Origin of the sequence: Aeribacillus sp. FSL K6-2833 (assembly GCF_037965815.1) — a bacterium.
Classification (GTDB): Bacteria; Bacillota; Bacilli; order Bacillales; family Aeribacillaceae; genus Aeribacillus; species Aeribacillus composti.
In genome coordinates, this window is record NZ_CP150189.1 from 2,688,603 (window position 1) to 2,714,948 (window position 26,346).

Genomic DNA, 26,346 nt, shown 5'->3' on the forward strand with positions numbered 1-26,346 from the left:
ACCTCATCTTTAAAATGGTTCAAAAATTAAATGTATACTTTTTTGTTTTCTCCTACATACACATGATGAATTTCATATCGTTTTAAAGACTCTTCATCTAATTCAATCCCCAATCCTGGTTTTTCAGGCACTACCAAATATCCATCTGCATTAATCATGAGTCTTTCTTTTTGGATATAGTCACGCCGTTCGAGCGTCCATGCAGGCGGATCATAAGGAAACTCGAGATACGGACAATGACTGACCGCTGCGGCAAGATGTAAATTCGCAAGAAGACCAATTCCATTTGTCCACGTATGTGGGCTAAACCATGCACCGTGCCCTTGAACAAGATCAGCAATTTTCTTTACTTGTGTAATCCCGCCTGCAAGAGCTACATCAGGTTGATAAACATCTAAAGCATGTAATTTATTCATTTCCATAAAGTCGTGATATCTTCGATTCATTTCCCCGCCTGCAATGCGAATACCTACCATTTCTCGCAGTTTCGCCATTAATTCAAACTGATAAGCCGGCAATGGTTCTTCCAGCCAAAAAACATTTAACTGTTCAAGTTCTCTAGCAACTTGATAAGCCATTTTTAAATCCCACGTTCTTTCTACATCCCAAGGCATTTTCCATCCCTGATTTGCATCAACCATAATGTCAAGCTTATCTCCAACAGCTTTTCTTACTGTTTCAACCACTTTAATGTCATCACGCACATCTTTGTGATGAAAACGAATCTTCATGGCTCTAAACCCTTGCTCAACGAAACACAACGCTCTTTCCGCACGTTCTTCAGGGCTTACGATTTCTCCAGTTGAAGCATAAGCAAGCAATTTATTTGATCTTCCACCCAGTAATTTATACACCGGCTGTCCGGTTGCCTTTCCCATCAAATCCCAAAGCGCTAAGTCAAGAGGCCAACATCTTCCGTAGTGAAAATCAATATTATCAATAATTTGCGCATGGCGCTCAATCGCAAATGGATCTTGGCCAATAAACAAATGTTCATGTCCTTCAAACCCAATCATCAAATCTCCTGAACCAATTCCGGTAATCCCTTCATCGGTATGGACATAAACAATCGTTGTCGCAAAATTTTTTCTCGGTTCAGGGTCCCACGCAGCTTTAAATGGCGGATCAAGCGGCAATAAATATTGCTTGATTTCAATAGATGTAATTTTCAACGTTATCCAACCCTTTCTTAATTCTCATTCAAATTCAGGGATCATGATTAAACATTCACTTTTTTACCTATTCTTTCTAAAAATATTTAAAAACGCTTTCAGGTAGGATTATAATAAAGTAAATTTAATTCTCTTTATTCTTTATACTTATACTACAAGGTGAATAGATTTTTTTACATGCACACATTTATCAAAAATATATACTTTTTTTCAAAATTCGGGAGGATGCCTATGTCTGACGTATCAACAATCACAGAAATGAAAATACATCAACACTCTTATTGGAATCCGATTATTCAATTTCAACTATCGGAGGATACGTATCCGCATTGGAATATCTTTTGTATAGAGGAAGGGATTTTTGAATATCAAGTGATGGATCAAAAAGGAGAGGCACAATTCGGGGATATCATTTTTTGTCCACCAAATATTCCACTAAAAAGAAAAGCAATTACTCCATTAAAGTTTCATTTTCTTCGCTTTTCCTTTAAAAACATCGAACATTATCATTTGCCTATTGGAAAAATAAAAATACTTGATACCGATCGTCTTTCTTCAACTTATACACATCTTCGTTCGATGGCATTCAATGAGACGGAACTAAGCAACAGATGGAAAGCACATTTAATTTATGATCTCCTACAACTATACAATATGGAGAATCAGCTTTTAACGATTGATAATCAGCCTAAAATTAAAGATCCCGTTATAGCGAAAGCAATCCAGCAAATGCATGAACAAGCTTTTACAAATATCACAATACAAAACATTGCCGCAAATTTCGGTTTAAGCTCTGTTCAATTTACAAGACGTTTCCAAGCAAGCATTGGTATACCGCCTATTGAATACTTAACGTTATTACGCCTTAGAAAAGCAAGAACATTGTTATTAGAGACAGATTATACAATCGATGACATTGCGAGTCGTTGTGGTTATAGTAATGGCTTTTACTTCAGTCGGATTTTTTCTAAAAAAATGAAAATGAGTCCTTCAAACTTTAGAAAATTACATAGAATATAGTTCAAACTATCTTGAACATACGGTCTCATGCAAATGGGGCTGTCCAGAAAATCAAAATCCATTAAAACGAAACATCATAAACATTGATATATCAACGTTTCTAAAACATTAAAGGGGCGTCTATAAGCCGGAAAATCGACTTATTAGACAGCCCCAAATTAGGTACCTCGTCAATTATGCGTTTTACTTTTTGCGCAACATGAATCCATCTATCTTCAAGAACATCAAGGTTTGTCTAAATAATGTATAGATCTAGGTGCCAGAAATACCTAGAAGTACGCATTATCAATCGCTTCAACATGTTGAGTCTAATCGTAATCGAGAAAACAAGGAATTAACCGACAAAATCATAGAAATTCATGCAGTAAGCTAGCAACTCTATGGTGCCTCCAAAATTCATATCACTCTTCAAAAAAAGGTTATTGGGTGAGGTTAAAAAAGAATCCAGAGTTTGATGAAAAAAGCTGAAATTCGTTCTATTATTTCGAAAAAATACCGTCCATATTCAAGTAATCAAAAAGTGAAAGAACGGGAAAATCTATTAGAACATGATGTTTCGACACATTCCATTAATGAAAAATAGGTATCAGATATGACTTATATCCATACAGTGAAAGTAGATTGTTGTTATTTAGCTTCTGTACTGGATTTACATTCTAAAAAGTTATTTATTCCTTTTCACAGACGATGACAACGGATCTGGTGATTCAAGCTGCAGTAAACGCGTATAACACTCAAGCTCCGGAAAAAGTGCTTATCCTCCATACTGACCTAGGTTCTCAATATACAAGCAGAAGAATTTACTAATTTTCAAAAGTAATACCGAGCTATCCGCTCAATCATCATGATTATAATTTGTAAAACAAAAAGGCATCTCGAGATTTCGCTGCTCTCTGAGATGCCTTGACCAAATGATATTGTTATTATAATGGATAATATTGTAAAACAAATCCATTACACAAATACACCTTATTTACCCCCCTACAATCTTTGAGCTAACAGCTTATTTTGTTATTCAAATAAGAAGTTTATTTCTTTGACTTTGGAAGCGGGGGAATTGCTAGAAAATTTCTAAGAGTTTACTTTATAATCACTGAATGAGCTCATACATAAATGATTTATTTAGATTTTAACACTTCCTTTAACAACTCAATCGCATGCTCATCGGTGGGATTGTTTGTACCAAGCTCGCCGCGGAAGGCTTTGTAAAGGATAGATTGCTTTAATGAATTAAGTTTTTGTTCAACTTCTAAAACCATTTCTTTTTCAGTTTCTAATTTACTTAATAAAATATCTACCTTCTCAGCAATGCGTTTTTGTTCTTCTACTGGTGGTATTGGTATAGGAAGTTCTAGGAAGTCACTATTTCTAACCGATGGAGCGTTGTGTCCTTTTGTTCTAACATTTAAATAATTTGTTACAAAAGATGTAATTAAATAGTAATAAAGATAGTTTGTTTCCGTAACTTTATTTCTTTTACATACATAAAATGCCGTCGATGCAACTAAGCGTGGATCATCAAACAATACCCTAGCAACATTTCTTAGATATGGTCTAACTAAAGAAATGATTACATCCCCTTTATCTATTCTTCGTTTAGCTCTACTTGGTGCATTTTTTATTTCTATAATTTTTGGCTCCCTGATTTCAAATTTGTTATTGTCTATTGAATCAATATCAACATACAGAAAATTTTCACTTTCTAATCTAGCAAGGTCTCTGGTTTCCATTGGTGGTAAAAAACTACCTAACCTAATCCACACCCAATTCTTAGGCACCTCATACGGTTGCTCTTCTTTTGGAATAAGATCCTTTTCTGTCAACTCATTAAAAGTTTCGAACATACTCTTCTCTTTAGGATCATTTGTACCTAATCGTCCTCCAAACGCCCTATCCAAAATTGCTGCACGGCGAGGTTCAAACGACCCTTTCACTTCCTCAATCAACCGCTTCGCTTCATCAATTTTAGCAAAAAGCTGTTCAATCTTCTCAACAATGCGTTTTTGTTCTTTGAAAGGTGGGAGCACTACTTTTTGAGTATATGCATCTTCTCGGTTTAATCCGGGAATTGCCGTGGATCTATTAAGTTTTTTTAGGTTTAAAGTTTTAAGTAAATAATACACATATTTATAATTTATTTTTTGTTTTGCAAGTACATAATAAGTAGTGTCAATAGCCCATCCTGATTCATTATACCAATTTACTTCACCATATGAGCCTTTTCGACCAACAATAATTACAGGTCCTTCTATGAGAAACTCAGAATGATAACCAACCACTCCGTTAGAACCATAAACAGGAAAACCATTTCCACTTCTTTTTTTCTCTGGAAGTGATTTTCCATAAACTAATTCAATTAATTTACCTAATCTTGTCCACACCCAATTCTCCGGCACTTTATAAGGCTGTTCTTCTTCCGGCACTAATGCTTCTTCCAATAGTTCTTCCATCGATTTTTGTTTCTTTTTGCTCATTTTTCAAGCACCTCAGATGTTTCTGCGACTTTTAGCATTTCTTTAGAATCTGTTTGGTAGGTGTTCGGTTGTTCGACAGCTTTTAACTCGGCAATGACTTCGTTTAGTAACGAAATCGCTAGTTCTAATTTTTCCACCGCCTCTTCTGCAGATTCGATTGGGTCTGGCAGGTTTTCGTAGACGGACAAGGATTCATCAGCAATTAAACCAATATCCAAGCTGTCGCCTTTTTTCGCAATTTCTTCACGTGTGAACACATTCCAGCGCTCGTCTTTGACTTGGCTGCGATCTTCTGCCGTATAAGCCTTGATAAATCCTTCAAAATGTTCTTTCGTTAGCGGATTCCGTTTGCCGAAGGAAGGCATGTTTGTTCGTAAATCGTACACCCATACTTCTTTTGTGTTGCCGACATCTGTTGTCCCGCGGTTGAAGAATAAAACGTTCGTTTTCACTCCTTGGGCATAGAAAATGCCAGTTGGCAAGCGTAAAATTGTATGTAAATTACACTTATCCATTAAGTCGCGGCGAATGTCGGCTCCTACCCCGCCTTCAAACAAGACGTTATCTGGAAGGACAACCGCGGCGCGAGCTTTGCCGTTTGCCTTGAGAGCGCGGTAAATATGCTGCAAGAAATTCAACTGTTTGTTCGATGTTGTAAAGGTGAAGTCAGTTCGTGTTGCCCGCTCGCCGCCTTTTTTTGTTCCAAAAGGCGGATTCGTTAAAATCACATCAAAATTTTTCAAACTTTCACCTAGTGAAGAGAGGGTATCGCCTAACAAGATTTCCCCATGAATATCATGAAGCAACGCATTCATGACCGCTAGACGATGCGTGTCTCTGACAAGCTCTACTCCTGAGAATGCCTTGTATTTTTGAAATTCGATTTCTTCTTGAGATAAGTCAAAATAATCATCGGTTTGTTTACGAACATGGCGATCTGCCGCGATCATAAAGCCGAATGTTCCCGCAGCAGGGTCATGGCAGCGTTCGCCCGGCTCGGGATTGACAAGTTCGACAATAACATCAATAAGGACGCGAGGCGTAAAATATTGCCCCGCTCCCGATTTCACTTCGCTCGCGTTTTTTTCTAACAGCCCTTCGTATAAATCCCCTAACCCTTCTTGCTTCGCATTGTACCAATCTAAGTTATTGGTCGATTGAATAATTTTTTCTAGGTTCTTTGGTTCTCTAATATTCGATGTCGCGTCCGTATAAATTTGTTTTAATAATTCATTTTCCTCTTTTCCTAAATCAAGCAACAGCTGTTGATAATGCTCTTTTAATTCAATCCCGTCTTTTTCTACTAACGAATCCCAACGATATTTTTCAGGAATCATATATTCTTGACCGGTTTCTTTCATCATTTTTAAGAACAGCAAATACGTTAGCTCTGTCACATATTGGTGATACGTAATGCCGTCATCACGAAGAACGTTACATAAATTCCATAGTTTTTGGACGATTTCTCTGTTGTTCATCTACGCTTGCTCCTTCTTTTGGTGATAGTTATACAAATTATAATTAATTTCGCGAACAATTTGTGCTAATTGTCCATCGAAAATTTGATTTAATTGTTTAAAGCCTCCACGGCTCTTAAAAGGTTCATATTCAAAAGCCTTTTCAGGGTCCGGATGAAGAACAGATTCTTGCAGTAATTGCTTTTCAATACGTTCCAGCCATTTCTTGTGCACAGGCGGCCACGCTTTCATTTGGTAAATTTTCTTCATGGCGTGTTTAATTCGTTCTTCATGACTAATAAGCGGATCGCCTAAAGCCTGCTGGCGGATGAAGGCGATGATGTCCGCTGCGATGTCTTCATTTTTCGCCTCGCGCCAAGCTGCTTGTAATTTTTTCTCGGAAAAACCTTTCTGGTCCAATTCAAGCAACAATTTTTTTAACTCTTCTCTCGTTAATTCAGTTGGACGTTGACATACAATCATTAGCGCAGGGATTTTGTTCATATTGTTTCGGATAAACTCTCCAAATGATTGTAAATAATCATCCGGTTTTTCCGCATTTCCATATCCGCGTTTAACTCCAATAAGTTCATCTTCATGCGTGGAAATATATTGTTTATTTTCCCGATAGCGATTTTCATCCATATAACGGAACATCGATATATACTCTTTTAATTGCCCAGTTAATTCAGCAGGATTCAAGTTTTTTACCCAATCTATAAATTCATCAACTGTTTTTCCACCAGATAATACTTTAAAGTCTTGGTGCTGCTTATCTGACCATTGGCGTTTTTTTCGTTGGATTTTGGCTATAATTTGTTCTTGTTGATGCTGAAGGTGTTCTTCTTTTTCTAAACCTTCTAATTCTTCTACTAATTGAGTCAGTGAAATATTTGGTCGAGTGACAACAGGCTTCATGCTTGTATATGGTTTTAAAGACTCATAGATTCCAACCGCATCGAAAATATTAAAGTGATCTTTTCGGATTTCTTCACATCTTCTCGTTGCTCGGCCTAGCATTTGCTCATAAAGAATCCGAGAGCGAACGCGGCGCAAGAAGACGAGATTTGTAATTGCTGGAACATCGACACCTGTCGTTAGCAAATCCACCGTCACAACAATAGTTGGATATTTTTCATTTTTAAAGCGTCGAATCGCACCTGATGGATCTTTAATAGAGCCTGTAATTTTCATAATCGCATTGTCTTCGACTTCACCGTATACTTTTTCAAATTCTTCTTTTAAAAGACGTACGACTAAGTCTGCGTGATCATCTGTCGCTGCAAATATCAATGTTTTGCCTTCATCGTCAGGAGAAATATAATTCGTCAACTCTCGTATAATAACACGATTAAAGCTTTCTGTGATAACTTTTGTATTAAAATGTGCAACCTCAATATTCACTTCATCTTCAAGGTATTCTTGTGAAATTGTGCCGGAAACCGTATCATATACGTCGACCTTTTCACCTTTGGCCCAAGCGATTCCTTCCTTTTTTAATACCGTTTCAAATTGATACGGTGGTTCATGGTCGACTAAATATCCATCGACGACTGCTTCACGATAAGAATAAGTGAAAACCGGCGGTCCAAAAATTTCTGTAGTATGCAGCGCAGGAGTTGCTGTTAAACCGATGCGAACGGCATCAAAGTAATCAAGTACTTTTCGATATTTGCTTACATAATCATTGTGATCTCTTATTTCAATTTCTATGTCATTCATCTCTTTATCTAGTGTATAGCCTCGATGGGCTTCATCGACAATAATGCAATCATATTGATCAATCGATGGAATGTCTTCTGTTTTCTCGTTGTAGAAAATGCGTTTTAACATTCCTTGTACGGTAGCGATATGTACTTTTGTTTCATCATCTGGTTTTTGATCGTATAACGATTGTAAGCTATAAATTTCAGTGAACGTATGGAAATTTTCCAGCTTACTTTCTTTAAAAGCGCTTTCCGCTTGTTCTCCAAGAGCTTTTCGGTCGACAAGGAATAATATACGATTAAAACGCTTTGCTTTGATCAATCGATAAATGAGACCAATCGCCATTCTTGTTTTCCCTGTTCCGGTTGCCATGGCGATTAAAATGCTGCGTTTTTTCTCTTCCAATGCTTTTTCGACCGCTTGAATAGCTTTGACTTGATAGTCTCGTAATTTAAGATAATCAAATTTTTCATCACGCAAAAATTGTTCCGAACGTTCCGTATCTTTTTCTAATAGATTTTTCAGTCCTTGAGGAGTGTACCATCCTTGAAGTGGTCGCGGGTGATTCGTTGATTTCCGCGCATCTAAAAACCAAATGCCTGACTTTTGTTCTAGCTGTTTTAAAAAGGGGCGGCCATTGGTTGCGAACAAAAATGGAACATAGTAATCTCCCCATGGTTCATGGATCACTTCATGACCATGCCGAACAATAAGTTTTGCATATTCTTTTGCTTGCTCAATGTCAGATGGGATATCTTTACTAGCACGTTTCGCTTCAATGATCCCTACTAGCTCGGGGCCAATAAATAAAGCATAATCAGCGTAACCATGTTTTAAAGGCCACTCCGCAATCGCCATGTTTTTTCCTTTTTCCGGACGAACTCCTTTTGAGAAACGCAGCTTTTCTGAATCAGCCTCCCAGCCAGCATCACGCAATTGCTGATCAATGAGAATGCGGGTTTCGGCCTCTGTCAATTCAAAGTTGGCAACTGCCCGTTGTGAGTACTCACGTCGTTTTTGTTTCTCTTCATTGCTAATATATAGCTGTTCCTTTCGGATCTTCTCAAGCTCTGTTTCCAAATGAGCAAGCTTTTCTTCGTATGACTTAACTACATGGTTCAATTCATCTTCTGATATAGATGTTTGCGGTGTCGGTTCGATATATTCTGGAGCTTGAAATGACCAATCGCCATACACTTCCATAAACCAAACCGCAATTCGAAACGCCATATGCAATAAAGCTTTTGCTTCATTTACTTCACCATAGCTCGGATTATGTACCGCTTGATTCCCTTTCAAACGAATGACCGTAAATAAGTCATATATTTCCTTCGGCAGAATTTGCTCATAAAAAAGAATTCTCAGACGCTCCTGTTGATCAGTTCTGCGTTCTTCCTTTATTTCTTCTAACGCTAAAATATATTTTGTTATAGTTTCAGCAAATTTTCTAAGCTCACTTATCGCCACATTTGGATTTTGATAGACATTTCGTTCTGCCGTTTCCCCAACACGGGCGAGAACTTCCCATTTTTCTTCTAAAAAGCGAAAATTTTGTGACATATACACACCTCACCATAAGAACATGTATATAGTGCTATTTTATCATAAATTTTACAATATATATCATTTCCAGTCATACATCTATTTAATAGAGTTGAGTCCGTATAATTGTGTAAAAATGAATGGGTCTAAAAATACTAGCCAATTTCAAATCCGATCCTTTCAGATGCTTGAGCTTGTAAAATCTGGTTTATTTTAACCGCAAATTTTTTGAATTTCCTCGAAGAAGTTGATGCAAAATTTCTAAATCTAGGTTAATCTTGCTTTGATACATTCAAATCTTTTCTCCATTAGAGTTTGGCGATCCAACTTAATGGCAACTGAGTGTTTTTATTTCCTTTGGTACATTTGCTTTTGCTGGCATTGGTATTGAATTGTAACTTATTAAACATATATGATAACTTCTTACAATCATCGCATTTATAGAAACCATCCAAAATTTCTTTCAATTAATAAACCCCTCTAGCTTTATATGAGTATAGGAAGAGCTTCCACGGCAATATTAGAGCAGCTGCAAAATAATTCGCTTGTCTTTCCATTTCAACATAGGAATTATTGACCACTTGCACCAAAATGAGCAAGCTCATCATATAGAAAAAGAAATAGACATTCGAGTTAATTTAAAACCAACAAAAAGCTTAAAACCTCAAATAATGAAATATGTTAATATAAACTCGAAAAGTAAGCACGTCTATCCAAAACGTGTATTTTCTTTACTATGTAACCACCTGTCCCCATTCGCACATTGTTAGCAAATCGAATGGGAACAGACTCGCAAATCATGTTTCCAGCCTAATCCCACATGTGGCGACAAATACCTTCATAAAGCTTCTTCAGGATTTCTTCTTGATAGCCAGCTTTTTTTATTTTCCGCATTTTCTCTTTGATCGGTTGCAATTCTTCGATCGTAACAGTTTCTAGTTTCGCTACTCGGTCATCCGACAGCAAAACCTCTGGAGATGACGCTAAGTAATCTTCTAATTGGAAATGCCATAAATGAATATGCTCCTGATTCCGCTCCTTTAATCGCTGCGCCATTTTTAGTCCTTCAGGATCAAAATCTCCAGAATAATATATTTGACAACCTTCTTGGATGATTAAGTCTATTAACATCAGTGACGCTAGTTTAAATTGCCCATTTGTGCAAATCAGCGGCGGAAAAGCGTCAGGAAATAAATCCAACAAAGCGGAAAATACGCCTGAGTTCTCAACGACAAATACGGTTTGCCCCTTAGCAGGATATGCACGCTTTAACTTCAATATTTCCCGCAATGGCACATTGAGTACTGTATTCGTTTTTACAGCAGAAGCAAACACAGAATGAATTCCCTGTTCCGTTTCTGTCAAAATTCCCGCACATGTCACAAAGTTTAAAATATCTTCCCGTAAAATGCCAAATGATTGCAGGAGCTCATTGACTTCCTCGACTGAGGATAAGTCATAGTCTTGATCAGAGTAAAATTGAAGTGCATGAAGAAATACTTTTCCTTGAAACGTATGTAAGTCAAATGCGTGCGGATCTTTTAGCACTTTTTGTGAAAAAATTGAAAGACGTTCATAATCACCTTTTTTCGGCAAATGATGAAGCGCAGTGCACACATTCTTTAAAACAGTCTCCAAATGTTCCCTATCTTGCGAATAGGCGATATGAATAAAGCGGTTTTGGGGAGCTGATTCAGCTATAAAAGACAGAAGCCTTGCTTGTTCGGGATATTGATGAATAAGGTTTTGAAAAAATTCTTCTTTTTTCTTCCGATCTGTTTCCCTCTTCTCTTGATTGGTTGTAATGTCTTCACCAAAATAATTCTCAAGTAACGTAACGAGCGGTATACCGGCAAAGCGCGTTTTCTCTAATTGTTCGGCAAACATTTTTAATGAAACCGAAGGAGTAGATTCTTGATGAAAATCCTTCCCAAAAAACGCCCCGAGTGCTTCTTTTTCTTCAAAGGAAAAACCGTCTAATTTGACCGTTCCGCCGATTCTCCCGAGTGATTGATATTTCTTTTTCATCAGCAAAAAAAGGCGGTGAAAGCCGGGTTCACCGCGAAAAAACTCAACAGCATCCGCTACTTTTTGTTCCAACATGAACCATCCTTCCTATATGGATGATGTAAAAGTAAATTCTTCGTCCGGATTTGACGCAAGTCGTTTCACTTTTCCATCCCAATGATAACGAATAACCGTAACGTACGGTGCATTTTTCGGGCGAACTAGCTCGCAAATAGAAAGCGATGGTACCGTGTCGTAGTCTCCCCAAAGTGCCTGAGAGTTCATGATATAGTTAAAACCAAGCTCTTCGACTAAAGCAAACATATCACGAATGTTATTTTCATCAACGCCGGCAAACGCTTCATCTAACGAAATAATATATGGAGCATCCTCTGCAGCCTCTTGATATCGTGAATATGCCGCGGCAAAAAGAGGAATATACATCGCCATCGCCTTTTCTCCGCCGCTAAATTTATAAAACTTTTGGTTCGTTAATTCCCGCTTTGGTTCATTTGTTTTTTGGTAATAAAGCGTAAACGAGAACCACTTTCGGTAATCGAGCACTTCTTTAATGACTTGGTGAAGCGTATTGCCCTGCCCACTTTCTTCAAGCATTTCTCTCGCTCGGTTGATTTTTGAGCGGAAATGCATCGTAACCCGCTGCAAATCTTCTTCCTTTAGCAGCCGCGAATTCATTCGCAACAATTCGACTAAATCTTTCGTGTCCATTTCTTCTTCGGTTTCCGCGGTCTTCGGCTTCCATTGAATTGAAAACGTCAGACCTGAAGAAGTATCACGTTTTTCCATTAATGCGTTCATATCTTTAACCCAGCGTTCGGCACGCTGTATGCGGCTTCGCAATATTCGCCCGATCGTTTTCAAAATAATATCTTCATACAATTCGCGGTCCTGTTCGTTAATATATTCTTTTTGCAGCAATATATCTTTTTCAATCTCTTTTAATACATAATATGGTGTGACGCGTTGTCCTTTGTAGTCTAGTAAAATGATGATACGTCCTGCTTTTTCCTTCCAATCGTTCGCTTTCAGCTCCGATTCCTCATCTAATGAAAGCTCGACGAACGGATTTTGTTTGTTCCAATCGGCAGGTTCCTGTGCCGGACGATATTCGATTAAATTCGGTTGTTCTTGGAAAAATATTCGGTTTAATCGTTCGGTGACAGAAAGTCGTGTATTCTCTTTTAATACAGAACCATATTTCCTGGAAATGTCTATTGCTTTGTCCAAAAGCGAGCCTGTTTCATTTTCGTCAACAAACACTAGCCCTCGTTCCAATTCTTTGGCAAATAGCTCTTCCCATGCTTGGACAAGAACCTTTGCAAATTCCAGTTTTCTCTCTAAACTACTTATTTTGCTTTCCATGTTTGAAAGTTGATTCCTTATACCTTCTTGCTTCTTAATTATCTCAGGAATTTCCGTTGTTAAAAACGTTAATCGTTCTCGAATCCGTTGAATCTCTTGACGAATATGTTCCGCTCCCATTTTCGTTAACATTGATTCGATATGCTCAAGTTCAAGTGATACCCGCTGTTGTTGATCGAGAAGAACATTGATTTCGCCTTTCGCTTCGTCTATTTCGTTTTGTAATGCTTCAAGCTGATCATTTAGATTTTTGATCATTTCATCGGTGTGCACGATGTTTCCATGCGAAATTTGTACATCATTTAACTCTTTTAAATATGATTTCATATAAGACAAAGCATCTTCGTACCCTTTTTTCGAAAACTTAAGGTCCAGTCCTTCTGTCTTGTTGCGCAAAGTATTTTTCACTTGCTGCCATTTTCGAGCAATTTGACCTAATTTTTCATTTTTCTTTTCTGTTTCTTTTTCTTTGCTCTCTACTTTGAGTTTCGTTTCCTTCCACTGGTCATAGGCATATTTGACATTTTGGTCAGTTGGAAACAATTGAAACCCTTCCGTAATATGGCGAATTCGTTCATCCACTGCCGCAAGCTGCTCTCGTTTTTCTCTTAGTTGAGTGTTTAAAAGCTGTAATTCTTCCTCAAATTGCTGAATTTTCTCAAGACGCAGCCGTTTCCGTGCGGCTCTTCCAATATACTTTGCCTTTTCCCTTTCAGGGGCATGTCCTTTTAAAAGTCCTAGTGAATATTGTCCGGATTCGTTTATGACAAAATAATCCTTTTCTTGCGGTTCGTCCGATACGATAATACTGCGCAATACCGCTTCGATTCGTTCCTTAGAAACACCTGAGTCATTCTCTACATCAGGTTTTAAATAATCCTCTAGCGTGTGTGCCATCATTGCCGGGTTTGGCATGATTACTCGATCATATTGGATATCTAAATCCGCTTCCACAATTAAAGCGTCGAGCAATCCAGCATGATTTAATGTAGATTCGATCCGTTCCCGCAACTCTTCAGAAACGTGCTCCTGAAATTCCACAGCTGCATAAAACGGAACGTAAGGTATTCCTTTCTCTTTTAACAAAACCCTTGTTTGCACCGTTTGCATGTCTCGTTCTGGTTCAGGATCTTTTTGTTCCTTCCAATAGCGTAATTTTTCTTCCGTTTCACGAATTTCATTTTCTATCAATTTCATTTCATGTTGTTTTTTAATTTTTTCCGCTTTCCACGATTCTAAAGATTGATAATATTGATTCGTAAACGGTTGTTTCACCTCTTCGAAATGATAGCGCTCATATAGCTCATTCAACCTTTGTAAAAATACTTGAAATGCTTCGTCATCCACCTTTATATCCGGATACATTTTGCTCCATTCAAACACGCTTTCCTGCAAACGGGATTTTTCGTCTTCAACCAGTTCATACCATTTTTTCTCTTCATTTTTTAGTTGGTCTAATTCCCTATTTAATTCGCCGAGCTCTTTATACGTTTCTTCATAACGTAATTGAATTTCATCATGTTCTTTCCAAAGTCCGTTAATTTGCTCCAGTCGATCAAAATGTGCATTAGCTTCCCGCTTCCATACGGTAAAATCAAATTCATATTCTCGGTTCCGCTGAAAATCTTCTTCGTTGATTGTATGCTCGGAAAAAGAGCTTTCTAACGCATCGTTCCGCATCATTTCTAACTGTTCTGTTAGCTTTTTCAATAACTGTTCGAAACGTTCTTCATACATGTTTAAGTTTTGTTCAATTTTCCGCTCTTGCTCTCGTTTTTCATCTATAAATCTTTCTTTCTTTTTGAGCTCTTTGTTTACATTCTGCAGTTTTTCCGCTGTTTCATTACGCTTTTCTTCTGCCTGAAACACTTCATGATTGGATAAATCAAGTTCCCGTTTACGCAGCACTTCTTGTTCAATCGATAATTGTTGAGTCTCTTCTTTCAATGTCGCAAGTGTTTCCTCATATTCACGATGTTGTGCGACAAGCTGTTCCTTTTCTTTAGCTAGTTTTTTAAAGCTTTTTTCTGATTTTACATATTCATTCGCTTTCTCAGCCAACATATATTCATTATAAGTCGAATAATGCTGGCAAAGATGCTTTAGAGCCTTCTCGTCTTTTTCAAGCTGTTCTAATTGTTGTTTTGCTTGATCCATATTTTCTATCGTTTCTGACAAGTGTCGCAGCTCTTCATCTGTAAGTGCTGGCAGCGAGCTTTCTAATATTTCGTAGATCACAGTTGGCTTAAAATCTTTTGAAAGCTTCGGACTGCGTAATTGAATGAGTAATTCAATCAATTCGTGGAACGCATCAAGCGACTCAAATCGAAAAATATGTTTATTCACTAACTCCATATATTCACGTTGCGAATCAACAACCGTACCGCCTTCACCAATAACAGTGATCAACTCCCGTTTCGTTAAAGGAATTTTTTGCGTCTTCCCGTCTGTCTTTTCTTCTTTATATAAACGCAAGTCTTTGCCGATGCGCCGATTGTCAAAAACGACAAATCCCCAAAAATCCATATTTTTCTGCCGTTTTGCCCGTAAGCCGATACCCGTTGTGATATATTGTTCAGAGTTTTTCCGCTTATATTCTAAAAATAAATAGCCTGTTCGTTCGTCCCTGTCGACGAGTTCTTTTTCCCCAAGTAAGTAATCTTCCATTCTTCTAGCTCGGGAACCGAACGGATCGAGGCGGTCAGGACTCTTTTTTCCATCAAGCAGAACCGGAAGAAAACTTTGCATCGTCACCGATTTGCCGGAGCCGTTGCTTCCACGCAATAGAAGTTTTCCGTCTGCGAAATGAAAAAATTCTTCATCATAATACCAAAAATTTAACACTCCCGCTCGATATAACTCCCATTTACTCGTCATCTTCATTCGTTCCTTTCATTAGAAAATCATCAGGATATGTTCCGACTAATCGACCTAAAAGAGGGTAGAGAATAATCATCCCAGTCTCCGCTTCACGTTCTGCCATTTTCCACTCCTTTAATGCACTCAATACTTCATCAGAAAGCTGAGAGATTGTCATGTCGCGGTATGTTTTACTCCATCCTTCGGAAAATTCGTCACGGCATTTTTTTAACAGACCTAAAAAATCATTTGGTGTTAAGCGGATTTGTCCATATTCATCAGACATGTGAACATCAAGATGCTGGCGAATAATTTTGGAAAAATGAAGAATAATCTCCGAAGTACCTTTTTGATCTGGAAACAGCGTATAGCGGCTTTGACGTTCCGGTAAAGTTAAAAGTGCCGCATTTTTAAAAAGTTCATAGCGATAATCAGTATGTTTTTCAATATCTTCCCGCAAGCGATGGCGAAAGTTTCTTAAATAATAAAAGTCAGGATCGTCTTTTTGTCTTCGATAAATGGCTGGCGATAAAAATAGTTGCCGATATATCCGATGGCGGCGATAGTCTTGCGGGGACGCTTTCCATTCTTCTTCTAAAATCTCCTCTATCGTTTCATATTGAAACAAGTCTTTCGGATATGATCTCATAAAATAGCGGGATACAACGGGGACTTCATAGAGTGCTTCATGGTCTTCTTTATTTGCAAACCCTTCAAGATCCCCATCGACGCGTTTTACGATACCAATTTGCTCCGACGTCCTCAGCACCCGAATGAGCGACTTCCGATGTTGATAATTCGTCCAATCGATTGGCAGTTCCCCGGGATACATCGCTTGAATCTCTTCACATAAATCGGACAGAAGAAATTTCTCATCGACGGCTTTGCTCTCTAAATATGCTAATAAGCAGCAAAACAGGGCATAATCTAATATATCTTGAAAATCTTGAATACCCATCCACGATTCTGGCTCAGCCGGGATTTTCTCGAGCTTTGCAAAATAACGGTGAATGATTAGCCGATATCCAAACTTTTCTTGCAAGTAACGTTTCAATACTTTTTCACGTTCTCTAATCTTTTGATAAAGCTCTGGTTCCTCTTCCCGGACAATCCAGAAGTTTTCAAACAGGGCTGTCATGGCTTCTTTCGCTTTTTCATCAAACCCTTGCTCCGTCTTTTCCAATGTTACATCTCTCCCTTTTCGAGGACATAAAGTTCATAATTCGGCATCGTAAGTGTACCGTCAGAGGCTTTCAATTGAATCGAGGAAGAATCCTTTTGCAAGATTTTCACTTTCCACCCGTTTTCCGTTTTTACGACTCCGTCTTGTTTTGTCATTGATTTTGCTATCCAGCTTAACAATGTTTTTCGAATGTGCGGTTCGATCACCGGCAACTCTCGTAATACGATTTTATTGTCTTGAATGAGGTTCTCTAACTCTTCTTTCTCACGTTTTTTCTCCAGCAAAAATTTCTCCTTCATCTCCTGTTTCTCTTTTTCATGTGTTTCGATCGCTTCCGGCTTTTTCTTTTCACGGTAATGGCGAACGCGAGGCTTTACCGTCCATTCTGTCGGCTCTTCTTCCCAAATATCGCGATAAAAGTTTTCTGTTGCATCGTTCTCTGTTATGAGATGCTTTGTATGGAAACAGCCGAAAACAACAGAGGATAGTCGGTGGGCATCTACTAAACTCGGAAGCTCGGAAAACCACTTTGCTAAATGGAGAAAATCTTTCTTGCGGCTGCGGAAATTGTGATGACGTTCCCCCAGCCTTTGCACGACCCGAGTCATACGGCGAATGGCTTCATTCGTTTGGTGCTGAAGAAAATACAATTCACTTTCACGTCCTTCTCTGCCTAAAAACCATTCTTTTAGACCTCTCCACTTTTCGAATAAATCTTCTTCAAGTTGTTCTTTCGTCACTTCCATTTCTTCTAATCGAGGAATCGTCATTTGATAATCAGCAACAATTGCGACTAGTTTGTGAACATCATCTTCTGCGATATCTTCCAACAACTTTTCAATTTTTAACGATGTTTTCTGTAAGGCAACGATGAAATCGCGTAAATATGTCGTAAATTTTTCTTTATATACAAGAAAGGCTTCCGACATCATTCGTTCTTCCGTGTTCTCACTGTTAAGGTAAGCGATGTAATCCGCAGAATTTTGAATGATTTTTTTGAAATAATCGAATGTTTCTTCCCAAATTTGATTAATCTCTTCTCGTTTTTCTTGAAAATCGTTTTGTATAATATTTTCTATTCGAACGAGTGAAGAGTATAAACGGTCAAAACGCGTTTTTTCTAAAGATCCTCCGAATGAATCCCCTAGCTTCTCTAACGTGCGGATCATCCTCTCAATTTCAACCGTGTAAGGACTGCATTGATAACGAAACCGTTTCTTTTTAAATTCTTCGATTGTGCGAATATTCACCGTCTCTTGCCGAGCAATTAAGTTTTTCCATTTGACAAGCTGATCTAAATCCTGCTGGAGATCGTCTTCCGTATAGTTCTGAAACTCCTTATGTTCTTTTAAAAATGCAAATACTTCTTCAGGAAACAAATATTGCCGCATTCGTTCATGCTGCATATAAAAATATCGTAAAATCGCCCGATAGCGATAAGCATTGTCCGTTGCCAAATACTTTGCCTCAGAAATCGGCTTCAGCCATGAAGAATCCATTATGCATCACCTTATAAATTATGTTTTTATTTCTATTGTAATAGATTTGCAGAGAGATTGAGACAAGATTTTGATGGGGATTTTTTTGCTGTTTTGATTTTTTGGGTATATTTCGTTTTTACGATCTGTTTTGTAAGCGTTCGCCAACCATCTCATCCTGTTTGTATGTGCCTCTTTTGTTTTTTTAAATCCTTTCAACACTTTTAATGCTTGTAAATCGGTGTTCCTGCCGTTTTCCGAAATACTCCCGGCAAGCGGTGATCCACGCGGTTCTATCTCCATTGAGAAAACCAGTCCATCATCGGGTCATAGCTGTATTCTTCCATCATAAACCCTTCAAGCCCTTCCTACACCGGCTCATTTCGTCTGATGCACATAGTGACGTTTGTTTACCAAGGGCACTCATGATCGATGTACTCCAACACCTGTTGAAGCAGTTCCCCGAAGGTTTCTTGAATCATCGAAAATAATTCCATTTCGATCTCTTTTAATGTTTGCCCACCTCTCTTTTCTCCTTGTGTTTGGTTTGTGCACTTATCACAATACAGGAGGAGAGTCCTTTTTGCATTTATTTTGCCTTTCCCCCTACCATTTAAGAGAAACTCCTGCTTCTAACGGAAGGATCTTATCTTTCTCCAACAAACATTTTACTCATACAGAGCGAAGATGCATATGAATGCTAATTTAATAAATGTACAATTTTGATTCTCGCATGAATTGATGCTAGTATAGTTTCATGGACACCCTTTAGTGAAATATAATATTAACGAAGGGATGTGTCCTGATATGGGTAACACAAGCGAAAAACGTAAAAGTTATCATGCTGAATTTAAGGAAATGGTGGTTGAGCTTTATCAAACTGGAACACCAGTAAAACAGATCTGCAGCGAATATGGCCTGTCTGAAACGACAATCTACAAATGGATCAGAAAACAAAAACCGGTTAAGCTGGATGACGGGGGCTCTTTTACCCCGGAAGAATTTCTGAACCTGCAAAAAGAATTGCACCGGCTGAAAGAGGAAAACGAAATCTTAAAAAAAGCTATGGCCATATTCGCAAAGAAGTAGATCAAACCACTGTTATATCCATGATTGACGAGATAAGAGCCAAACACCATTATGACCTTAAAACCATGTGTACGGTCCTTGGCGTGCCGAGAAGTACCTACTATCAATCCAAACAAAAAACAGAGTCAAAAACAAAACGGGAAAACCGGGAGCTGACAGACAGAATACGAAAAATCCATACGGAAAGCAAGCAGAGATACGGAGCACCGAAGATCCACCATATGCTTGAAAAAGAAGGGCTCAAAGTCAGCCTGAAACGGGTTCAGCGTTTGATGAAGGCTGCAGGCATTTATTCCATTATCAGAAAAAAGTACCGCCCCCATTCCAATAAGGGCAAGATGGAAGAACACGATAACCTGCTGAACCAGGACTTCTCAACGACAACCATCAACGAGAAATGGGTTACGGATATTACGTACATTCATACTTTGAGAGACGGTTGGTGCTACCTGGCTTCCGTAATGGATTTACATTCCAGAAAGATTGTCGGTTACGCTTTTGACCGCCACATGACGACTGAACTGGCTTTAAAGGCAGTAGAAAACGCTTATCAGGCACAACGTCCAGGTCCGGGATTGATCTTGCATTCTGATTTGGGATCCCAGTATACAAGCGAGAAATTTGCAGAATACATGGAAAAGAAGCAGTTCAAACACTCCTTCAGTAAAAAAGGTTGCCCATACGATAACGCCTGCATTGAGTCTTTCCATGCAATTCTGAAAAAGGAAGAGATCTACAGAGTCAACTATTTGAACTTTCAAGCTGCCAGAAGAGCCTTATTCGAATTTATAGAAGGCTGGTACAATCGGAAACGGATTCATAGCTGCCTGGGCTATATGACGCCACAAGAAACAGAAGACAGTATCAAAGGGGCAGCGTAGTGCTCTTCACAATTTTACAAGCATCCGCTTTACATGGAGTGGCGGGGCGTGGTAGGCTTGTTTGCCATGCGAAAGAAATCATTGCCCCTTTCGCCCTTCGCATAACACCACGCCCGCAGAGGCTCCATGTCAAGCGACCAGCGATGTCATGAAAAATATGGCATGAGATCAAAATTAAATTTCACTTATTGGTGTCCAAAATATTGACTTAAATCCAAATACTGAACTTGAGGGAAAAGAGGATGCATGTGAAATGAACAATCACAAAAGAGATGAAGAGACCAAAACACTTTTTCTTCTTTTGCTCTTCCTCTTTGGCCACAGTGATCATTTTGTGTGTCTCCATGGATTCCTTTAGAAACCGCGTGAGAAGTTCATCCCTTTCCTTTATGTATTTCTGTTGTTGATCTAACCTCATCATGAGTACTTTAGCAGATCGTTTTGTTTGGCACCATCACTTTTAACGTTTGTATATTATCGTTATAACGATCTAATTCCCGTTTTGTCTTCATTTCGCAAACTGCTACGTTTGATTGTCGAACACATGCCATTACTGCTTCTGCCGCTTGTTTCTGGCGTCATATCGCTGCTCTGTTTTATCTCCATAAAACGCTTCAAGAGAATATAATGTCTTTTCTAAATAGCCTCGCTCCCACCCGCGTCTTGCTTGGAGAATGAGAGCATACTTTCTTAAAGCAGATTCCTTCATTCTTAACTAGGTACACACGTCTCTCGGTTCAATCAATATTAGTCCTTCGTCTATATCACTAGTCAAAACACCGATACATTCTGTTATAACACTGTTATATAATCATTCTATTGATGTTTCGGCATACCCTGCAAACGACAAAATAATGGGAAAGTATAGCGGAAAAAATATTGAAGCTTTAACAAACTTTAAGATCATGACGTGATACAATCATGAGTGTGACGGTATAAAACAAAGGGAAAGGGAGAAGAAGATGGAATCAGATGCAGTAAAACAGGAGCGATGATTAGTTTAAAAAAAGCTGACAAAAAAGCTAAACTAGACAAATGGTATCCCAATAAGATCACATTAGCTAATGAATGGATTGAGAATGAGCAAACGCAAATGAAACGACTGATCGTTCAAGGGGCCATTTTCACTTGTGAACTCGGGGAAAATATCGGCACAGAGCAAAACGGAGAACGACCGGTGTTTGTCCTTTCTAATAACAGAATTAACTGTACAACCGTAATGTTAAGATAGCTCTGCTGACTACAAAGTTAAAAACCAAAATTATAACAGATCGGAAAGGAAAAACAAAGGTATCGCCAAAACTTGCGACACATTATTTTCTCAAAAAGGAAGTCTATCCGTTTTTAACGCAGACTTCCGCCGTAAAGGTGGAAGAATTAACAACAATCAACAAAGTAAGGCTAAAGCAACATATCGGCAATATAAACAAGGTTGATTTAAATAGATTATGAACCGTGTAAAATGGGTATTTATCTGTAACGTATTGACAGTGTATTGATCATGTATTGACATTTCCCAAGGTTTTTTCTATACTTAAAATACAAAATAAGTTGTCTGTCTCGTCACAGACCTGGATTCGTTTGTGTTTTCCAACGGAGAGGAGCCTAAATGGCTCCTCTCCTTGCATAATATCAGCAAAAAGCTCATAACTTAATGATAAGTTGCCTGCCGCGTCGCAGGCCATTTCACCCCGTCAGCGGGGGATTCATGTTTTTTTGCCCCAGTACTTAGGTGCTGGGGTTTAATGTATTTATTGGAGAAGATTTCTCTCGAAGAAAATCTACATAAAGGTCTGCGATGTTGAATGATTCCGCATCAAAGCGGCTGAATGACTTGTGTAATTCAACATAATTAATGTACGTGTTCACTTACAAGGGGTAGAAAAGAGCATCCGTTGATTTTGCTGCCAGCTGCCTAATAAATAGAAAAAGGTATTTTTGCCCAGCAGATCAACAAACAAGAACAATACGAAGGGCAATAAGTTAAAATTTCTTTGTTATATACAAGAAAGACTTCTAACATCATTCGTTTTTCCGTTTTCTTTCCTGTTAAGGTAAGCGATATCATCCGCACAATTTGAAATCATCGAACGTTTACTCTCAAATTTGATTCATCACTTCCAGTTTTTGTTCATAATCAGTTTTTCAAATATTTCTATTCAAACGATTAAAGAATAGAAGCCGTCAATACACATCTTCTAAAGCCCCTCCAAGTGAATCTCCTGCTTCTCAACGTGTGAAGCATCTGTTCAATTTCTTTATACCTTCCTATGGTATAATGAAGTAAGTTTTTTGATCATGAAAGGAGACGAAATGAATTTTGCAGACAAACCATGATTTATTTTCCATAGAAGATGTCGAGCAATTTATTAATAGTCATCATTTGGCATTTTTATATATATCCAAAACAAATTGCAGTGTTTGTCATGCTTTGCTGCCAAAGGTGGAAAAAGTGCTGGCTGAGTTTCCAAAAATTCAAATGGGCTTTATCAATGCGGATGATATTCCGAACATAGCCGGTCACTTATCCATATTTACCGCACCTGTTTTAATTTTATATGTCGATGGAAAAGAGGTTTTGCGAGAAGCGCGGTTTGTTCATGTTGAGCAGTTTAAGGAGAAAGTGAAGAAAATTTATTTTTTAGCGGAGCAATCGTAACTTGTTTGCGGGTGAAGGCACCTTTTGGCTGAGATTTTTCACAGAGGCGGAATGCTAACTAATGTATTCCATGAGCGGAGTCTTCTACACATAGGGGCTGTCTAATAAGTCGATTTTCCGGCTTATAGACGCCCCTTTAATATTTTAGAAACGTTGATATATCAATGCTTATGATGTTTCATTTTCAGTGGATTTTGACTTTCTGGACAGCCCAAAAAATATTCTTGTTCTAAAAGGGAATGAGCCTGCTTAAAGTTAGACTGGATCATCAAACGAAAGCAAACTTGCCAACGCCGCAAGAAAAATCTCCAATGATAAAAATGAAATCTGGAATAAAAAGAAACGTTTAGTTATTTTATTCATGAAAAATCTAAATGTTTTGCCAACCGTAAAATCTATCTTGATGGCGGTTGAAATAACGGAATGCATGCGCGGTACATTCCGTTTCTTTTCTTCATTTTATGTTGAATTTAACTTAAAATCAGACACAGATGCTTCCGAAGGTCTGAAACACTTGAGTAAAAGCTACTTCAAACAAGTCCGCTTCTTAGAGAAAGTCCTCCCCCATAATCATCTGAACAAAAAAACTGCAGCTTAGCAATTAAACATTCACATTAAGTTTCAAAATTACATCAAATATAGTGCTTGTTCGTTATTTCGCTGCTTCTAACAATAGATCCACAATATGAACAGCTTTTACATCCTTTAATCCTTCTCTTTCAATTCCTAGCTTCATTTGCATGAAACATCCTGGATTAGCTGTTACTATTGTAGTGGCACTGGTTTTTTTCATTTTTTCCATTTTCTGATCTAAAATTTCCATGGATGTTTTCGGTTCGACAATGTTATAAATGCCTGCAGAGCCGCAGCAGCTATCGGCATTTTCCATTTCTGTGAATGTTACTCCTTTAATTGAACGAAGCAATTCTCTAGGAGCTTTTGACGTTTTCATGACGTTTCTCAGGTGACAGGAATCTTGATATGTGACGACTTGTTCAGGAAGTGAAAGGCGAAATTGTTTGTGAAAATCAAGCTCATATAAAATGGACGTAATGTCTTTTATTTTTGCAACAAATTTTTCAGCGCGCTCTGACCATTGCGGATCATCTTTTAATAAGTGATCATATTCAATCAAGAAAGCGCCGCAGCCACCTGCGTTTGTTATAATATAATCTACTTCGTTTTTTCCAAACGCTTCAATATTTTGTTTTGCTAATTCTTTCGCTAGTTCTTTTTCTCCGCTATGACCGTGCAAAGCTCCACAGCATGCTTGTGTTTTAGGAATAACAATTTCACACCCGGCTTTTTGCAATAATTGAATGGTTGCATGATTTGTTTCGAGAAACAACGTGTCCATTAAACATCCGGAAAAGAAAGCAACAGTTGCTTTTTTCTCTCCTTTTGGCGGGAAATATTCAGATCGCTGTTTCAGTGTCTTTCTCTCAGGAACATCAGGCAATATTTTTTCCATTTCGCGGAGATGATCTGGAAACAGTTTCATAAATCCTATTTTACGTGCCGCTTTTTGAAGTCCAGATTTTTGATAAAATCCAACTAAGCTAGTTATGTTGATTAAATTTCTTTTTTTAGGAAATAGTTGTTTAAAAACCACATTTCGAACTGCCCGCACAGGTAAAGAATGCTTTTTATTTTGGTTAATTATGTCTCTTGCTTCTTCTAATAAATGTCCATAATTCACACCTGATGGACAAACCGGCTCACACGCACGACATCCTAAACACAAGTTTAAAGACTTTTCAAATTCATCATCCGGTTGAAGGACCCCATCATAAACTGCCTTCATTAAGGCAATTCTTCCTCTTGGTGATTGGCTTTCTTTATATCCAGACACAATGTAAGTTGGGCAAGATGGCAAACAAAAACCGCATCTCATACAATTTAACAGCTCATCTTCGTCCATGCGTTCCTTGAAATCTCTTTGGATATTTTGCTTTTCTGATTCTGTCATCATTTTGAGATCACCACTCGTTTTCGTGTATCCTTTGCAAATAATTTCCCAGGATTCATAATATTGTTTGGATCCAATGCAGCTTTGATCGACTTCATCACATCGATGCCAGATTTTCCTAGCTTCCATTCTAAATAAGGCGCTTTCATGGCTCCTACTCCATGTTCTCCAGTAATTGTTCCTCCCAGTTCAATGGCCTTTGCAAATATTTCAGCAAAAGCTTTTTCCACCCGTTCCATCTCATCTTTCTTCCGAATATCTGTCGTGCAGGTAGGATGAAGGTTTCCGTCTCCCGCATGACCAAACGTGCATATTTTTACGTTATGTTTTGCGGCTATTTCATTAATGGCTTTGACCATTTTGGCAATTTCTGATCTTGGTACAGTCGCATCTTCTAAAATAGTAGTTGGTGCTAGTCTGGCTAAGGCGGACAAAGCGGTGCGTCTCGCTGTTCGTAAAGCTTCAGCTTCTTCTTCTGACTGGGCAATTTGTACAGATACGGCGTTTTCACTCCTGCATATTTCTTCCATGACCTTCATATCTTTACTCACATTTTCAGGCGTTCCATCTTGTTCAATCAGTAATACGGCTTGAACGTCTGTTGGCAGTCCGATTTGTGAATAGTCCTCCACTACTTTTAGCGTCGGCTGATCTAAAAACTCTAAAGTTGCCGGAATTACTTTATTGGCAATAATTTTCGATACGGAACGCGCAGCAGCTTCTAAATCTTGAAATAAAGCAAGCATTGTCTTTTTTGATTCAGGCAGTGGGATCAGCTTTAATGTCGCTTCTGTAATCACTCCTAACGTTCCTTCAGAACCTATAAATAAGCGCGTTAAATCATACCCTGCCACATCTTTCGCTAGCTTTCCTCCTGTTCGAACAATTTCCCCATTAGGAAGAACCGCCTCTAGCCCCAGCACATAATCACGAGTTACTCCATATTTCAGTCCTCTTAATCCTCCAGAATTTTCGTTAATATTTCCCCCAATTGTAGATATTTTCATTGAGCTTGGGTCTGGTGGATAAAACAAACCTTTTTGTTCCACCGCATGGATTAAATCAAGTGTGATAACTCCCGGTTGACATGTGACGGTTAAGTTTTCCTCATCGATCTCTAAAATTTTGTTCATATGTTTAAATAGAAGAACGATTCCTCCTTCAACAGGACAAGTGCCGGCGCATAAGTTCGTACCAGAGCCCCGCGGAACAATCGGTATTTTATTTTCATTACATAATTGCAATATTTTAGATACTTCCTCTGTATTTCTAGGCGAAACGACCGCATCCGGAATCGATTGAAAATTTGGAGTCGCATCATACGAATATACTAACCTTTCAACTTCCGAATCTTCAAAATTTTCTTCTCCTACAATATTTATGAATTCCCTCTTTATATCAGGAGCAATCATTCAAACCCCTCACTTTTATTCTTTTCGTTTTATTATAAAGAATGAGAGTCATAT

At 38.3% G+C, this 26,346-nt stretch carries 15 protein-coding genes and 2 pseudogenes; 5 read left to right on the forward strand and 12 right to left on the reverse strand.

Annotation, left to right across the window (positions count from 1 at the left end):
* Positions 1 to 26: 26 nt before the first annotated feature.
* Positions 27 to 1,172: a mandelate racemase/muconate lactonizing enzyme family protein gene (locus tag NSQ94_RS13035; RefSeq protein ID WP_063386424.1), complete on the reverse strand. Its 1,146-nt coding sequence runs from the start codon at positions 1,170 to 1,172 to the stop codon at positions 27 to 29.
* A gap of 231 nt (positions 1,173 to 1,403) precedes the next feature.
* Between NSQ94_RS13035 and NSQ94_RS13040 the strand changes: the two genes are divergently transcribed.
* Together NSQ94_RS13040 and NSQ94_RS13045 are read left to right on the forward strand one after the other, a co-directional pair.
* Positions 1,404 to 2,192, forward strand: coding sequence for an AraC family transcriptional regulator (locus NSQ94_RS13040; protein WP_063386425.1), 789 nt, complete (start codon positions 1,404 to 1,406; stop codon positions 2,190 to 2,192).
* A 248-nt stretch (positions 2,193 to 2,440) separates the two neighbouring features.
* Positions 2,441 to 2,987 (forward strand): annotated as a pseudogene (locus NSQ94_RS13045) (IS3 family transposase); the annotation flags it as partial.
* A gap of 323 nt (positions 2,988 to 3,310) precedes the next feature.
* Here NSQ94_RS13045 and NSQ94_RS13050 read toward each other — a convergent pair.
* The 8 genes from NSQ94_RS13050 to NSQ94_RS13085 form a co-directional block, all read right to left on the reverse strand.
* Positions 3,311 to 4,666 (reverse strand): restriction endonuclease subunit S, encoded by a 1,356-nt coding sequence (locus NSQ94_RS13050; protein WP_339229304.1) that lies wholly within the window; start codon positions 4,664 to 4,666, stop codon positions 3,311 to 3,313.
* Positions 4,663 to 6,144 (reverse strand): N-6 DNA methylase, encoded by a 1,482-nt coding sequence (locus tag NSQ94_RS13055; protein WP_339229306.1) that lies wholly within the window; start codon positions 6,142 to 6,144, stop codon positions 4,663 to 4,665. Before NSQ94_RS13055 ends, NSQ94_RS13050 begins: the two co-directional genes overlap by 4 nt.
* Positions 6,145 to 9,390, reverse strand: a complete 3,246-nt coding sequence (hsdR, locus tag NSQ94_RS13060; protein WP_339229308.1) for a type I restriction-modification system endonuclease — start codon at positions 9,388 to 9,390, stop codon at positions 6,145 to 6,147.
* Between the two features lie 449 nt (positions 9,391 to 9,839).
* On the reverse strand, positions 9,840 to 9,980 hold the full coding sequence (locus tag NSQ94_RS13065) for an ImmA/IrrE family metallo-endopeptidase (protein WP_339229310.1): 141 nt from the start codon (positions 9,978 to 9,980) through the stop codon (positions 9,840 to 9,842).
* A 202-nt stretch (positions 9,981 to 10,182) separates the two neighbouring features.
* Positions 10,183 to 11,475, reverse strand: a complete 1,293-nt coding sequence (locus tag NSQ94_RS13070; RefSeq protein ID WP_339212360.1) for a TIGR02679 family protein — start codon at positions 11,473 to 11,475, stop codon at positions 10,183 to 10,185.
* A gap of 12 nt (positions 11,476 to 11,487) precedes the next feature.
* A complete protein-coding gene (locus NSQ94_RS13075) occupies positions 11,488 to 15,639 on the reverse strand; it encodes a TIGR02680 family protein (protein ID WP_339229312.1) in 4,152 nt (1,383 codons plus the stop codon).
* Positions 15,629 to 16,759, reverse strand: a complete 1,131-nt coding sequence (locus NSQ94_RS13080) for a TIGR02678 family protein (protein WP_063386466.1) — start codon at positions 16,757 to 16,759, stop codon at positions 15,629 to 15,631. The genes NSQ94_RS13075 and NSQ94_RS13080 overlap by 11 nt, the downstream gene beginning before the upstream one ends.
* A gap of 47 nt (positions 16,760 to 16,806) precedes the next feature.
* The gene (locus NSQ94_RS13085; protein ID WP_063386431.1) at positions 16,807 to 18,303 is read right to left on the reverse strand and encodes a TIGR02677 family protein; all 1,497 of its coding nucleotides are present in this window, start codon (positions 18,301 to 18,303) and stop codon (positions 16,807 to 16,809) included.
* Between the two features lie 786 nt (positions 18,304 to 19,089).
* Between NSQ94_RS13085 and NSQ94_RS13090 the strand changes: the two genes are divergently transcribed.
* Positions 19,090 to 20,252 (forward strand): IS3 family transposase gene (locus NSQ94_RS13090; protein ID WP_339192833.1). Its coding sequence is split into 2 segments (ribosomal slippage): positions 19,090 to 19,345 and positions 19,345 to 20,252, totalling 1,164 coding nucleotides; the frame shifts between segments, so codons are not numbered across the junction.
* Between the two features lie 428 nt (positions 20,253 to 20,680).
* Here the strand turns inward: NSQ94_RS13090 and NSQ94_RS13095 are convergent.
* The gene (locus NSQ94_RS13095; RefSeq protein WP_261308773.1) at positions 20,681 to 20,803 is read right to left on the reverse strand and encodes a hypothetical protein; all 123 of its coding nucleotides are present in this window, start codon (positions 20,801 to 20,803) and stop codon (positions 20,681 to 20,683) included.
* Positions 20,804 to 21,214: 411 nt separating this feature from the next.
* Between NSQ94_RS13095 and NSQ94_RS13100 the strand changes: the two are divergent.
* Both NSQ94_RS13100 and NSQ94_RS13105 read left to right on the forward strand, forming a co-directional pair.
* Positions 21,215 to 21,751 (forward strand): annotated as a pseudogene (locus NSQ94_RS13100) (type II toxin-antitoxin system PemK/MazF family toxin).
* Positions 21,752 to 22,572: 821 nt separating this feature from the next.
* Positions 22,573 to 22,911 carry a thioredoxin family protein gene (locus NSQ94_RS13105; RefSeq protein WP_063386435.1) on the forward strand — a complete coding sequence of 113 codons (339 nt, stop codon included), beginning with the start codon at positions 22,573 to 22,575 and terminating at the stop codon, positions 22,909 to 22,911.
* A gap of 652 nt (positions 22,912 to 23,563) precedes the next feature.
* Here the strand turns inward: NSQ94_RS13105 and NSQ94_RS13110 are convergent.
* Together NSQ94_RS13110 and glcD are read right to left on the reverse strand one after the other, a co-directional pair.
* A complete protein-coding gene (locus tag NSQ94_RS13110) occupies positions 23,564 to 24,880 on the reverse strand; it encodes a (Fe-S)-binding protein (RefSeq protein WP_339230743.1) in 1,317 nt (438 codons plus the stop codon).
* On the reverse strand, positions 24,880 to 26,292 hold the full coding sequence (gene glcD / locus NSQ94_RS13115) for a glycolate oxidase subunit GlcD (RefSeq protein ID WP_063386437.1): 1,413 nt from the start codon (positions 26,290 to 26,292) through the stop codon (positions 24,880 to 24,882). Before glcD ends, NSQ94_RS13110 begins: the two co-directional genes overlap by 1 nt.
* Between the last annotated feature and the right edge of the window lie 54 nt (positions 26,293 to 26,346).

Bases quoted from the DNA above. Each gene is read 5' to 3' on its own strand.
- glcD (WP_063386437.1), bottom strand. From the start codon at position 26,292: ATGATTGCTCCTGATATAAAGAGGGAATTCATAAATATTGTAGGAGAA.
- NSQ94_RS13110 (WP_339230743.1), bottom strand. From the start codon at position 24,880: ATGACAGAATCAGAAAAGCAAAATATCCAAAGAGATTTCAAGGAACGC.
- NSQ94_RS13040 (WP_063386425.1), top strand. From the start codon at position 1,404: ATGTCTGACGTATCAACAATCACAGAAATGAAAATACATCAACACTCT.
- NSQ94_RS13065 (WP_339229310.1), bottom strand. From the start codon at position 9,980: ATGATGAGCTTGCTCATTTTGGTGCAAGTGGTCAATAATTCCTATGTT.
- NSQ94_RS13050 (WP_339229304.1), bottom strand. From the start codon at position 4,666: ATGAGCAAAAAGAAACAAAAATCGATGGAAGAACTATTGGAAGAAGCA.
- NSQ94_RS13070 (WP_339212360.1), bottom strand. From the start codon at position 11,475: ATGTTGGAACAAAAAGTAGCGGATGCTGTTGAGTTTTTTCGCGGTGAA.
- hsdR (WP_339229308.1), bottom strand. From the start codon at position 9,390: ATGTCACAAAATTTTCGCTTTTTAGAAGAAAAATGGGAAGTTCTCGCC.
- NSQ94_RS13075 (WP_339229312.1), bottom strand. From the start codon at position 15,639: ATGACGAGTAAATGGGAGTTATATCGAGCGGGAGTGTTAAATTTTTGG.
- NSQ94_RS13080 (WP_063386466.1), bottom strand. From the start codon at position 16,759: ATGACAGCCCTGTTTGAAAACTTCTGGATTGTCCGGGAAGAGGAACCA.
- NSQ94_RS13085 (WP_063386431.1), bottom strand. From the start codon at position 18,303: ATGGATTCTTCATGGCTGAAGCCGATTTCTGAGGCAAAGTATTTGGCA.
- NSQ94_RS13055 (WP_339229306.1), bottom strand. From the start codon at position 6,144: ATGAACAACAGAGAAATCGTCCAAAAACTATGGAATTTATGTAACGTT.
- NSQ94_RS13095 (WP_261308773.1), bottom strand. From the start codon at position 20,803: ATGGCATGTGTTCGACAATCAAACGTAGCAGTTTGCGAAATGAAGACA.